Origin of the sequence: Hyphomonas sp. TMED31, assembly GCF_002172815.1 — a bacterium.
Taxonomy (GTDB): domain Bacteria; phylum Pseudomonadota; class Alphaproteobacteria; order Caulobacterales; family Hyphomonadaceae; genus Hyphomonas; species Hyphomonas atlantica.
Genome location: NZ_NHCK01000033.1, coordinates 1 through 12879 on the forward strand (window position 1 = coordinate 1; position 12879 = coordinate 12879).

Annotated in this window: 11 protein-coding genes; 1 reads left to right on the top strand and 10 read right to left on the bottom strand. The window is 62.5% G+C overall.

Annotated elements, in window-relative coordinates; translation table 11 throughout:
* The 7 genes from CBB91_RS05170 to CBB91_RS05200 all read right to left on the bottom strand — a co-directional run.
* Positions 1 to 237: hypothetical protein (locus CBB91_RS05170; protein WP_273012562.1), on the bottom strand; the 237-nt coding region annotated here is incomplete at its 3' end.
* 112 nt (positions 238 to 349) lie between these two features.
* Positions 350 to 2233: a heme lyase CcmF/NrfE family subunit gene (locus CBB91_RS05175; protein ID WP_273012565.1), complete on the bottom strand. Its 1884-nt coding sequence runs from the start codon at positions 2231 to 2233 to the stop codon at positions 350 to 352.
* Positions 2230 to 2655 carry a cytochrome c maturation protein CcmE gene (locus tag CBB91_RS05180; protein ID WP_273012567.1) on the bottom strand — a complete coding sequence of 142 codons (426 nt, stop codon included), beginning with the start codon at positions 2653 to 2655 and terminating at the stop codon, positions 2230 to 2232. The genes CBB91_RS05175 and CBB91_RS05180 overlap by 4 nt, the downstream gene beginning before the upstream one ends.
* 655 nt (positions 2656 to 3310) lie before the next feature.
* Positions 3311 to 4744, bottom strand: coding sequence for an ATP-binding protein (locus CBB91_RS05185; protein ID WP_273012568.1), 1434 nt, complete (start codon positions 4742 to 4744; stop codon positions 3311 to 3313).
* A gap of 27 nt (positions 4745 to 4771) precedes the next feature.
* Positions 4772 to 5455, bottom strand: coding sequence for a response regulator transcription factor (locus CBB91_RS05190; RefSeq protein WP_035549900.1), 684 nt, complete (start codon positions 5453 to 5455; stop codon positions 4772 to 4774).
* A gap of 37 nt (positions 5456 to 5492) precedes the next feature.
* The gene (locus CBB91_RS05195) at positions 5493 to 5804 is read right to left on the bottom strand and encodes a PepSY domain-containing protein (protein ID WP_035549903.1); all 312 of its coding nucleotides are present in this window, start codon (positions 5802 to 5804) and stop codon (positions 5493 to 5495) included.
* Positions 5805 to 5899: 95 nt separating this feature from the next.
* Positions 5900 to 6661, bottom strand: a complete 762-nt coding sequence (locus CBB91_RS05200) for a LuxR family transcriptional regulator (RefSeq protein WP_273012571.1) — start codon at positions 6659 to 6661, stop codon at positions 5900 to 5902.
* A 506-nt stretch (positions 6662 to 7167) separates the two neighbouring features.
* Between CBB91_RS05200 and CBB91_RS05205 the strand changes: the two genes are divergently transcribed.
* Positions 7168 to 9603: an EAL domain-containing protein gene (locus CBB91_RS05205; protein WP_273012573.1), complete on the top strand. Its 2436-nt coding sequence runs from the start codon at positions 7168 to 7170 to the stop codon at positions 9601 to 9603.
* A gap of 4 nt (positions 9604 to 9607) precedes the next feature.
* Here CBB91_RS05205 and CBB91_RS05210 read toward each other — a convergent pair whose 3' ends face one another.
* The 3 genes from CBB91_RS05210 to CBB91_RS05220 form a co-directional block, all read right to left on the bottom strand.
* Entirely contained in the window at positions 9608 to 10483 is an 876-nt protein-coding gene (locus CBB91_RS05210; protein ID WP_273012575.1) for a J domain-containing protein, read from the bottom strand.
* 78 nt (positions 10484 to 10561) lie between these two features.
* Positions 10562 to 11032, bottom strand: coding sequence for a DUF1203 domain-containing protein (locus CBB91_RS05215; protein WP_273012577.1), 471 nt, complete (start codon positions 11030 to 11032; stop codon positions 10562 to 10564).
* Between the two features lie 67 nt (positions 11033 to 11099).
* Positions 11100 to 12879, bottom strand: a 1780-nt coding sequence (locus CBB91_RS05220) for a phage tail protein (RefSeq protein ID WP_273012579.1), incomplete at its 5' end; no start/stop codon positions are given.

A 12879-nucleotide genomic window follows, 5' to 3' on the forward strand; every position in this document is an offset into this window, starting at 1 on the left:
AGATAACTCCTGCCAGGGCCCGGGCACGTCTTCTTCCTTGGAGACGGTCCAGGTCGGCGGGACCCAGGGGTCCTTTTCGCGCCTGGCGGCACTTCTTACGCGGCCGACGATCTCGCGCCGCGGGTGCTGGCGGCGCTCCTCGAACCACCGGTCTATTAGCTTAGCTTTTTCGAGGACATGGCGGTCGCGCGCCGTGAGCGCGGTTTCCCGCGCCGCGGCGACGCCTAGCAGCAGCACGGCAAGCCCAAGGGTCCCGTGACTGTTGAGGGTCCTTCTCCATTGAGGGCAGCGGGTTCGGCAAACGCCGCACCCGCCATCAAGACACTGATCAGGATAATGATGATCTGCTTCATGCTTTCCGCCTCGGCCACAGGCTGAACACACCGCCCAGCGCCATCAGGATTACGCCGAAGTATAGCAGATCAATCATCGGGTTGTAGTAGACGCGGAACACCCAGCGCGGTTCGCCCTCCACCATGCGCTGTTCGCCCAGTGCCGCATAGAGATCGCCCGTGCCGGTCTTGTGGATCGCGGTTTCCGTGGTCGGCATCTGCGCGGCCGGGTAATAGCGCTTCATCGGGGTCATCACCGCGCGGGATCCGCTGCGCGCAGCCGTCAGAACCGCGCGGTCAGCATACCAGTTCGGTCCCTCAATCGCGCGCACTTCGTCCAGTGTCAGCGTCCAGCCGATCACCTTGGCCGAGCCGCCCTCGGCCAAGGCCACCGTGGTTTCATAGCGTCCGGTCGTCTCCACAACGGCCCCGATCACGAACAGGCCCAGCCCCAGATGCGCCAGCGTCATGCCCCACACACGCGGCGGCAGTCGGAAGATGCGGCCCGGCGTGATCGCCCGGCGCTTCAATTCCCAGACAGAGCCGAGCACCAGCCACACGCCCAGCGCAAGACCAATCGCCGCGCCGATGGAAATGCTCCACAGGCCAACGCCCAGCGCAACGAAGACAAGCGCCAACGCTGCGCCGCCGACGGCCCATTTGGTCCAGGATTTCAGGTCTGCCTTGCCCCAGGCCCAGGCCTGGACGACCGGCAGGATGATCAACAACACGCCCAGCATCGGCGTGAAGGTCAGATTGAAATAAGGCTCCCCGACAGAAATCGTGCGCCCTGCGGCCTCCGCCATCAGCGGGAACAGCGTGCCCAGCAGCACGGTCAGTGTCGCCACGATCAACACGATATTGTTCGCCATCAGCGCGCCTTCACGGCTGAGCAGCGCCCAGGGTTTGCCACCCGCCAGCTTCGGCGCGCGCATTGCGAACAGGACCAGCGCGAAGCCGCCATAGGCCAGCAATCCGCCCAGCAGCAGCATTCCCCGTTCCGGGTCGACCGCAAAGGCGTGTACAGAGGTCAGGATGCCCGAGCGCACGAGGAAAGCGCCCATGATCGAAAACAGGAAGGCCAGCACCGCCAGCAAGGCAGACCAGGCCGCAAAGCCTTCGCGCTTTTCCGTCACGACCACCGAATGCAGCAATGCCGCCCCGATCAGCCACGGCATCAGGGACGCATTCTCCACCGGGTCCCAGAACCACCAGCCGCCCCAGCCAAGCTCGTAATACGCCCAGTAGGAGCCGAGCGCGATGCCCAGCGTAAGCGGAATGAAGGCCGCCAGAGACCAGCGCCGCGCTTCCCGCGCCCAGACGGCATCAATGCGCGCCTCCATCATGCCCGCCGCGGCCAGCGCGAAGACAAAGGAATAGCCAACATAGCCGAGATACAGCATGGGCGGATGAATACTCAGCGCCGGATCCTGTAGCAGGGGATTCAGGCCCGCGCCCTGAAACGGGGCCGGGTCCAATCGCAGATAGGGCGAAGATGCAAACAGCAGATAGGCCAGCGATCCGACCGCCAACAATCCCTGCACGCCCAGTGCCCGCGCCTCGAACAGGTCACGGCCTGTGCGCATCCACAACGCCCCCGCCGCGCCAAAGCCGATCGTGACAAGGCACCACAGCGCCATGGACCCTTCATGATTTCCCCATGCCCCGGCGATCTTGTAGAGCATCGGCTTCAGCGTGTGGGAATTGTTCGCCACCAGCGCGACGGAAAAGTCAGATCGTGCAAAGGCGATGATCAGCGTCACAAAGGACAGCGTCATCACGCCAAACCCGGCATAGGCNGCCAGCGCTGCGAGGCGTCTTTCTCCTCTCAGTCCGAACAGGCCCTGAGCCAGCGCCGCTGCCAGCGCGAGGAAGGCCGCGAAATGGCCGAGTTCGATCATCCGGCTGCGTCCAGCGGTTTCAGTTCGCGGGGTTGGTAATTCTCGTCATGCTTGGCCAGGATCTGCCGGGCCGTGAAATCGCCCTCTGGCCCGAACTGGCCNGTGGCAACCACGCCCTGCCCCTCGCGGAACAGGTCTGGCGCAATCCCGGTATAATTCACGCGGATCGTGTGGGGGCTGTTATCAATGACCGTAAAGATCATGGTCGCGCCATCATCGGAATAGGTCAGCGAGCCNGGCTCAACCCAACCACCAACCTTGACCACCTTGCCCGTTTCCGGCTGGCCATTCTCGGCCAGGATTTCCGGNGTGTAGAACAGGTTCGCATTNTCGCGCAGCGCCATAAACGCCAGCGCCGCCGCCGCCAGAAGCAGCAGCGCCGCAATGCCAAACATATAAAGCCGTCGTGTCCGTGCGCGCATGAAAGGTCTTATAGGGTGTGTTGGCCCATGTGGGGAGTGCGGCGAATGTAGCCGGTTTATTCGGTTTCCGGTGCAGCGGCCTNNCCACTGCCCAGCGCCTCGATCATCGGGGCGAAGCGTTCGCGNCGGGGGTCGTCTTCCGGCAGGCGGGAATAGATATAGCGCATGGCCTGTTCGGCCTTGGCCTGATCCCCTGCCTGCGCCGCGCCCATNGCCGCCCACATGCCGGCCCGCACCTGTGTTTCGTCCANCTCATAAGCCTTCGCNAACAGGCGCGTTGCCTCCGGCGAAACNGCGCCATTGTTCAGATCCACCAGCGCATCGGCCAGCGCCAACAAGGCCGGCACATATTCGCCATCGCGCCGCAGGGCGGACTGATAGGCGCGCGCCGCATCTGACGTGCGGCCCTGAGATCGCAGGATTTCTCCAATGAAGAAATGTGGCTGCGGGTCGTCCGGGCGCTCCTGCACAGTGGCTTCCAACCGCGACAGGGTCTCCGCCGGCGTCAGCGATTGCGGATTGGTCTGTATCTTCTCCATCAGGCCCGCCTGACGATCCTTCATGGGCAGGTCGCCCATGCCGGGCTTCCCGATCAGCAAATAACCGCCCACCGCCACGGCGAGACAGACCACAAGAATGATCCAGTTCGTCCGCGTCATGGTTTCGGAAACCTCAGCTGTGCTTTCAGGCCGCCAAGCTCCGCATCGCCCAGCTCCAGTGAACCACGATGCAACTCGGCCAGCTCCTTCACGATGGACAGGCCAAGACCCGTACCCGGCGTGGTCTCATCCAGGCGCACACCGCGTTTCAGGGCGCCTTCGCGCTCCTCCGGTGACAGGCCCTTGCCATTGTCCTCGACATCAATGGTCAGGGCCGCTGCCGTGTCGCGCACGCGCACCAGCACTTCGCTGCTCGCCCATTTGCAGGCATTTTCCATCAGATTGCCGACCATTTCCTCAAGATCCTGTTTCTCCCCCCGGAACACGGCCCCCACCCCGCCGTCAACAGACACGTTGACGCCCCTCGCATCATAGAGACGGTTCAGCATGCGGGCGATGCCATCAATCACGGGGCGCAATTCGGTGCGTGCGCCAAGCGTCTGCGCGCGCGCCACCATCTGCGCCCGCTTCAGGTAATGTTCCACATTGGTCTGCATGCTTTCGGACTGACGGCGCACCACATCATCCAGTTGTGTCTCGCCGGTCGCTTCATTGCGCAGAACGGCCAGCGGGGTTTTCAGCGCATGGGCCAGATTGCCCACATGAGTCCGTGCGCGCTCCACCACCTGCCGGTTATGCTCCAGCAGCTTGTTCAGCTCATCGGCCAGTGGGCGCACTTCCGCGGGATAGTCTTCAGACAATCTCTGCCGCGTGCCTTCGCGCACTTCGGCAATGTCGCCCCCGATCCGGCGCAAGGGTCGCAGGGAGAATGAAATCGCCACAACCATTGCCGCAAACACGCCCCCGAACAGGGCGATCATCGTGACCAGCAAGAGGCTGCGGAAGCGGCTGGTCGCTGCATCATTCGCGGCCCGGTCTGCTGCCGTGACAAGGATCAGCGGTGTCTCGCGGTTCTCGATCAGGATCGCGCGGGAGGCCACCCGCACGCGCTGGCCTGCCGGCCCCTCAAACCGGAAGTTTCCAAACATGGTCAGGCCGGGATTCATCAGTGTCCGCTCAAGCTGGTCTTCATTCAGGGGCACTGGCTCGTCCCACAAGCTCCGTGAGCGGATGTCGCCTGCAATACTGCCCTCTGAATTCACACCAACAATGGCCCAGTATCGTCCGGAATATTGCGTGCGAAAACGTACGTCGCCTGCAAAGAATTCCCGCTGGGAATCCGTCACCCGGCCATCTTCCAGAAACGCGTTCTCGCGGGTCATTTCCCGCGTCAGGCCGACCAGGGTCTGCTCCAGGTCTTCTTCCAGCAAGCTCAAGGTCTGCGCGCGATACACGGCAGACAAGGCAATCGCCCCGCCAATCAGAACGACAAAGCCCCATATCGCTGCGGCCAGCATGATGCGCCGGGCCAACGACAGCCGGGTCCAGCGATCCATCAGGTTTGGTTTTGAAGCGGCGCTGTCGCTCATGCTGAGGGCTCCGGCGCGAAGCAGGCCTTATCCGGCGACGCGGGCTTCGGCATCCGGCACGACCAGGCGATAGCCAAGGCCGCGCTCTGTCTGGATCCGGTCCGTGCCAATCTTGCGGCGCAGGCGGCCGATGAAAACCTCGATCGTGTTCGAGTCACGGTCAAAATCCTGGTCATAGATATGCTCGACCAGTTCCGTGCGCGGCACGACGCGGCCCATATGGTGCATCAGGTAGGACAGGACGCGATACTCATGCGCGGTCAGCTTGACCGGTTCGCCATTCACACTGGCCCGTGCAGCGCGGGTATCGACCACCAGCTTGCCAGCCTCCAGCGTTGCGGCGGAGTGACCGGCGGCCCGGCGCAGCAAGGCACGCAAACGGGCCAGCAATTCCTCGGTGATGAAGGGCTTGGTCAGATAGTCGTCCGCGCCCGCGTCAAAGCCTGCAACCTTCTCGCTCCACGAATCGCGCGCGGTCAGGATCAGCACCGGGAAGGACTTGCCGTCCGCGCGCCATTTCTTCAGGACGCTGACGCCATCCATCTTCGGCAGGCCCAGATCCAGGATCACCGCATCATACGGCTCGGTATCGCCCAGGAAGTGGCCGTCTTCGCCATCGGCGGCCAGGTCGACTGCATAGCCGGATTGCGACAGCACGTCGGCCAATTGGCGACGCAGGTCTGAATCATCTTCAACAACAAGGATACGCATCAATACGTCCCTCCGAATTCAAAAATACACTGTCGGGTCATGCGCCCTGCCGGTCAAGCACGCGGCCAGACCGGGCGTCCACCGTGAACCGCATCTTGCGACCATCGCCGGTCATCCAGTCGATCTTGTAGCGCGGATTGCCGCCATTATCGAACAGGTCTGCGTTCAGTTGGTAACCGCCATACTGGCGCTTCAGATTCTGGAAAATCTGGCTGAGCGGCACCGTTTTGCCTTCGCGTACCGAATCGCGCGCCTGGCCCGGCGACCATTGGTTACGCCAGTCCTGCGCGATCGCCGGTGGCGTCATCACAAGGCCCAGGGCCAGAAGAAAGGCAGAAATCCGTCTCATGGCTTTGCTGTATAGGCATCAGGCTCTGAATACCAAGTGAACATATCCGCGCGGATTCCTTCACTTTCAGCAGACAGCAGCGCATCGAGGTGCGCCTAGCCTTCGCGCTTGCGTGCGCGGCGGGCAAGCGCTTCGGCTTCGACTTCGGGGTCCGACGCGATGACCAGCCCGCGCATCACCCCCTTCATGACCGCCGATGTCCGGTCGAAGACTTCCAGCTTCGCGAAGATGCGCTTCACATAAGTCCCCACCGTGTCCGGGCTGAGGCTCAGCGTTTCGCCAATCGCGGCATTGCTGCGTCCCTGCGCCATCCAGTGAAGCACGTCGAGTTCACGGCTCGACAGATTCATCTCGTAATTCAGCTCCAGCGTCATCAACTGGCAATAGCGCAAATAGGCGGTCTGGGCGGCCACCTGGAACAATTGCATGTCCACGGCATGAAGGCTGTCCTGGCCAGTCTCGGAACTTGCCGCGATGAAACCGACGCGTGCCGCAGGTCCGTAAGTTGCGACACAGACACCTTTCTCCATGCCCCAGCTTTTCAGGTCTTCCAGATACGTCGTCTCGTTCTGGTTCAGCACCACATCAGAAGGCAGATGATCCCAATGAAAGGCCGAGCCGATCCGCACGGCGATATCCGGCAACGGGTCATCCATATGGCGCGCGTCGAGATAGGCGTTTTCCCATTCAAGCGGAAACCCGGCATTCACCAATGTCCGCCCCACCGAGCGGTCATGCCCGATGGGAGACAGGCAGATCACGCGCGGCATGCCCATCATGCTGAACACGGAAACAGCTCCGGATCGCAGATCCTGCAAGGACCGCGCGGTCAACAAAGCTGAAATACCGTCCAACATGTCGCTCACCTCTCCAATACCCTGAACGATGCTAGATGGCTTCCCCTGTTCGGCAAGAAAAAAGCACCCTCTCCCTTTCGGGGTCGGCGCGCCGGACCATTTCATCGAATGATCCGGCGATGCCGAAAGCGCGCACAATGCACGCCTGATGGTGCCTGCGTCCCCCACAGCCACGATGGCAATCTATCTCAATCTCCGGCTTTCGCCAAAGAGATTCCTCCATCATGGGTGGAGCGCGCTTTCCATGAAAAAATGCAATCGATGGAAACTTTCAGCATCCAACTGCTAAAACACGAATTCATGATCTGACATTTTGTCCGTACATTTTCGCCAGACCAGATCGCTCGTCCTGTATATTTCACTACACGATGAAAAAAACCCGGATTTCAGCGCCCGGCTGCCTGGCCGCAATTATGGTAAACGCGACCAATCTGATTTCCCTTTTGGTAACGCAACCACGTCAGTGAGATTGGCGGACTGATGGGTTTACCTTTTTTATGTACAATGTGTTGACTTGCATAACGACCGAGCACGATCTCTCGCACGTTATTGCCGCGCTTCTGGTTCTGACGTTCAGCAATTGCTGTTCACTTGTCGTGTTCCGCCGCAGCATGGTGGCCGTACAGCTGCAGAACCAGATTTTCTGGGCGATTGCTGCCGGCACGGTCGTCGGCCTGGGCATCTGGTCCACGCATTTCATCGCCCTGCTCGGCTACAAGCCCGGCTTTGAAGTTGTCTTCTCGGGCGGACGCACCATTCTCTCCGCCATGATCGTGGTCACCGGTTTCGTGACCACCGCACTATTGATGCGGATGAATTCCGATGTCCTTGTGCGGGTGCTTTGCGCAGCGATCGCCACCGCCTCGGTCGCCGCCATGCACTTCTACGGCATGACCGCCCTGAACGCCTCNGCCATCATGGAATACGACCAGATGATGGTCACGACTGCCCTGGTGCTCGGCTTCATGGGATANGTTGCNACCTATCTCACCGGCGCGAACCCCAGCATCCCGCGCAGCACCCTGCTGGCCACCGTGTTCAGCATCATCGCNGTNCTCTCCATCCATTTCATCAGCGCCACCGGCACCACGATGATCCCGGTAAAGGGNNTGGAAATTCCAGCAATCGCNCTGCGTTCNGGCGGCCTCAGCATCATCATCGCTCTGGCCATGCTGCTCGTCGTTTTCATCTTCGCGATGGCCGCAGGGCTCGACAATCAGTTCCAGCGCATCCGCANCAAGGAACAGCGCAAACTCTTCGTGCTGGCCGATGCCAGCAGCGAGGGCCTGTTCGTAGTCGCCCCGGANGGCACGATNCTGTCCACCAACTCATCCGCGCGCACCATGTTCAAGGATGACGGCCCCGACGCNCNCAAACTGGAAGACCTTGGTTTGACGCCGGAGCCAGAACCAGAAACAGAACAGATGCTGGTCGGCAAGAAGATCCAGGACATCCTGCAGATCAAGGATGAGGACATCACCTTCGCCGGCAATCACGATTTCGGTGAGCGGCGACTGCGTTTCTCTGACGGCCGCGAAATGGTGGCGACGGTGTCCAGCCGCTATGTCAGCGAATCGGATGGCGATTTCATCGTCTTCGCCGTTCATGACATGACCCAGCGTGTCCGCGCAGAAGCCCGTGTGCGCACGCTGGCCTATCGCGACTCGCTGACCGGCCTCTACAATCGTGTCGCCTTCAACATGGCGCTGGAATCTGCCGTCAGCAAACGAACAGGCACCAACCCGCATGAACTGGCCGTCCTCATTATCGACCTCGATGAGTTCAAGGAGGTCAACGACCAGTACGGGCATGGCGCAGGTGATACGCTGCTGAAATCCATCGGNCGCCGCCTGTCCAGCCAGCTTGAAAAGAAAGACGTTCTCTCACGTCTCGGCGGCGACGAGTTTGCGGTTCTCCTGCGCGGTCGCAAATCCCAGGACGAGATCACGGATGTCGCCAGCCGCATCCTGACGGCCCTGTCAGACCCCATCGCAATCGGGCGTCGGAACCTGTCCAGTGGCGGCAGTATTGGCATCGCCATGGCCTCCAGAGGCAATCACAGCGCAGCGCGCCTGCTCACCTTCGCAGACCGCGCGCTCTACTCCGCCAAGGAAGCCGGGCGCAATTGTTTCCGCTTCTATGACGCCGAACTGCACAAGCAACAGATGGAGGCACGCAATCTTGAGCGCGCCTTGCACAAGGCNGTCGAGAATGACGAACTCGTGCTCCACTTCCAGCCCAAGGTGAATGCGGCGACCCGGGATGTTGTTGGCCATGAAGCGCTGGTGCGCTGGAACCGTCCCGGCATCGGCCTTGTCGGCCCGGACACATTCATTCCGATTGCTGAACAAAGCATGCTGATCGTGGAGATTGGGCGCTGGACCATTCAGGCCGCCTGCCGCGCGGCACGCCACTGGGGAGAGAATGAGTCCGTCGCCGTGAACCTCTCCGCCCGCCAACTGCTCGATGCAGACCTGGTCGATACCGTCCGCACAGCGCTTGCCGAAACGGGCCTGTCGCCAAACCGGTTCGAACTGGAGATCACGGAAACAGCCATCATCCACAACACCCAATTGGCCACCAGCATCCTGCTCGACCTGAAGAGTCTGGGCATCAAGATCTCGCTGGATGATTTCGGAACCGGCTATTCCTCGATGAGCTATATTCAGGAATTCCCGTTCGACCGTATCAAGATCGACCGCTCCTTCGTGACCTCCATGAATGTCGATCCGAAATCACGCGCCATCGTGGAAGCGATCATCCATCTCGCACATTCGCTGCAAATCCCCGTCGTCGCGGAAGGCGTTGAGACAGAGGACCAGGCCGAAGCCCTCGCCCGTCTCGCCTGTGAGGAATTGCAGGGCTATCTGATCGCCGCGCCGGCGCCGGTAGAGATCATCTTTGAAGACGACACGCTTCTGTTCGAACCGGCACAGNCCTGATCGCCTAGCGACCCTCGGCCCAGTCCTTGAGGCCGGGATCTTTCGGATCGGACAGAACAATCTCCAGCCGCGCATAGAGATTGCCCGGCGTTGAGGTTTGCACGCCCTTGCCCCGCAGGCGAAGCTGAGACCCGGTATTGGACCCCGCAGGCACTTTCAGCGTCACCGGCCCGGATGGGGTTTTCACCTCCACACTGCCGCCCAGAACAGCGGTCTTCAGGTCAATGGCGACCGTCATGCGCAAATCCTTGCCATCGCGCTGCCAGACCTTGCTCTCNGGCACCTGGATTTCCAGCAGCGCATCTCCNGGCGGGCCACCATTCGGAGAGGGCTCCCCCTGGCTTTTCAGGCGCAGCGTCTGGCCAGTTTCCACGCCGGCNGGAATGTTCACGTCCAGCGCCGTCCCGTCCGCCATCGTCATCCGGCGGCGTGCGCCGGTGACGGCGTCCTCAAAATCAATCGACACGCGATAGCGCACATCCCGGCCCTTTGTCGGACCGGCGCGGCGCGAGCGTCCACCGCCGAACATGCCGGACAGGATGTCCTCAAACGGGTCGCCTTGTGCGCCGCCAAACGGATTGCCGCCGCGCCCTTCCCAGCGATAGGAACCACCCCCCTGCCCATAGGGCTGGCCGCCGCCGCCAAAGCCGGTNGGGTTGCCGTCGCCATCGATCTCGCCGCGATCGAATTTCGCCTTCTTGTCCTTGTCGCCCAGAATGTCCCACGCGAGAGAGACGCGCTTGAACTCTTCCGCCTTGGCCTTGTTGTCCGGGTGCAGGTCGGGGTGCAGGTCCTTTGCCTTCTGGCGGTAGGCCTTCTTGATGTCGGCATCACTGGCCGAACGGTCCACGCCGAGCACTTTGTAAGGGTCAAGAGCCACGGGCCGGGCATCCTTCTGTCTGCGAGTCACTTATCCGCACACAGTTAGGCCCTCCCGCAGCGTATTGAAACCCGGAGATTACCTTACCGGGTCGACCCGCGCGGCATAGCACCCCGGCCGGGCATTGTGCAGNTGAAGATAGGCAACGCCCTCTTTCGACAGCATGTCCGGTATCGCCGTGGCCAGGTTNNNGCCTTCCGCCACATCNGCTGCGACCATATCGTGCGCCTCATTAAAGGCCCGGATCGAGATCAGCCGCAATGTGAGGGATTCCGGCACCTCGCCCAATTCCGGCTGGGCTTGCTTCGCACCCGCCCGCACGAATATCGCATGGGACGCGCGGTAGGGCGTCGCCTCATCATGGTGGCAATGGTGCAGCAGGAACACCGTCTCCCCGATGTCTGCATCCTGCAGGCTGACCCGGCACGGATAGCCGGGATTGGCATCCACAACCCGCTTGTGAATGTTCTGCGCGGCCAGTTCCGCATCAGACAATTGGGTCAAATGGGNGAACTGGCCTGCTGGCAGGGCGCGGATCTGGAAAGTCATGTCGGGGTCCTTTGTGCTTCATGAAACACCCTGTCGGCCGCGCTCCGCTCGCGCCACCCGATACATGCTACGCCCCGCAGGATTGCCACGCCCCAATGCGCCCGTCCGGCCCAATCTCTGCCACGCGCGCAGCAACCGCCCCAACAGGCCAGACGGCGGANGGCACTTCGACAATCTCCGNCGCGGAAAATCCTGAACCGAAATCGAACGCCACCGCGAACCGGCCTGCGTTCTCCGCTTCCGGCAGGGCCCAGCTTTCCGGCACATCCGCCCCGCGCCGTGTCCAGCTCAACTGGTCGCCCACGCGCCTCAGATGCGCAACCGGCCAGGGCCGGCCCGCCTGATCCTCGAACGTCTCCGCCATTGCGGTATCGTCGGTGACCGCTTTCCACATCATCTCCACGCCGAGCGTCTCGCCGCCAAGGCGCGCCCGCACCACAGCGGCATCCAGCATCACCAGCCGCGCGCCAATCTGGGCCNNGCCCGGCACGCTGCCCCTTTGCCCCCTCAACAGGCCGCTNAGNTGCCANACATCCGGCGCAACAAGGTCCGCGCTCTGGAACTGGATGCACTCCCAGCCCGNNTCCGTCTCNANCANGGCCGCNTTGCCGCCGGACAGCACCTGCCCCTCTGGCAGGCTCGCAAACTCTCCCCCCGGACAATACACACTCAGAACCGTCGCAAGATCCCACCGCCCGACGGGCCCCGGTCCGCACGCTTCCGTCAGCCGNCCGATCACGGCAGGCCGGGAGAGGCGCGCCACCTCNTTCAGCGCATCNTCCGCGAGCCCGGNCAGAACCGCCACCTCGCCCGGCCACGGATCGGCCCAAGCCGCGACAAGCGGGCCGGTCTCCTCTCCAAATTCCGGCAGGTGCGGCGCATCCATGATGACCAGATCCACCCCGCCAAACACTGCTGCCTCCGGCGGCGCGCTGCCGGCCTCTCCCGCACGGACACGCGGCATCGGTGTCAGTTCCTCATGGCAGGTGAGCGCGCGAACACCGCCGCGATCCGCCACATCGCTCACCCGCCAGACCGCGCCATTCTCCAGCCGCAGCCCATCACCGGGCTCCAGCGCCAAGGCCGACAGCGGCAGCGCACAAGTCAGGCTCTCGCCACTCGCCGCCGTTTCCAGCAAGGCCCCCGCCACCGCCGCCGCCCGGCTTGCCCCAAGGGCCAGTGACAATGTCACATCCTGCACAAGCCGTGCATCTCCCCCGCCTGCGCGCGCTTCGGCCAGGCCCGGTTGGTAGTCCGCCTCAAGATCAATATATGACAGGCGAAGGCGCGCCGGGGCCTTGTCCAGCAGGCCGCGTGTGCGCTGTGCCCCCGTCTCGGTCAGCGCCGCCGCCGATACGGCCAGCACCTCGCCCTCACCCACCATGCGGAACACCAGTGCGCCATCACGCTCCACGCACTCAAACCCGTACGCCACCTTCAGCGGCTCAAGCGCCGCGCGCACCGAATGCACCCCGTCGAGGCCATAGCCCTCAACCACGCCGTCCAGTCCGGAGACGTCAACATCTTCCACGCCGCCCCGCGCGCAGATGTCCGCCACCACATCGGCCAATGGTGCAAGGCCCGACCGGCCATTCAGCCAATGCCCGCGCGCCCAGTTTCCGCCATCACTCCAGACCGCCTCCTTCAGTGGCCAGGCTGGAAACGATCGCCCATCCCACGCCCAGACATAGGCGGCCTCCACCAGTGGTTCAGCCTCCCAATGCGGCAACACCGCCGCCAGCGCCCGCCTCTGGAACACCTCGTCCCGCGCCCCGCTGGAATAGGGCGGCAGCGCGCTTTCGCTGCTTTTCGGATCATAGAACACATTTGGCGCATTTCCGCCCTTG

Bases quoted from the DNA above. Each gene is read 5' to 3' on its own strand.
- CBB91_RS05185 (WP_273012568.1), bottom strand. From the start codon at position 4,744: ATGAGCGACAGCGCCGCTTCAAAACCAAACCTGATGGATCGCTGGACC.
- CBB91_RS05190 (WP_035549900.1), bottom strand. From the start codon at position 5,455: ATGCGTATCCTTGTTGTTGAAGATGATTCAGACCTGCGTCGCCAATTG.
- CBB91_RS05195 (WP_035549903.1), bottom strand. From the start codon at position 5,804: ATGAGACGGATTTCTGCCTTTCTTCTGGCCCTGGGCCTTGTGATGACG.
- CBB91_RS05200 (WP_273012571.1), bottom strand. From the start codon at position 6,661: ATGTTGGACGGTATTTCAGCTTTGTTGACCGCGCGGTCCTTGCAGGAT.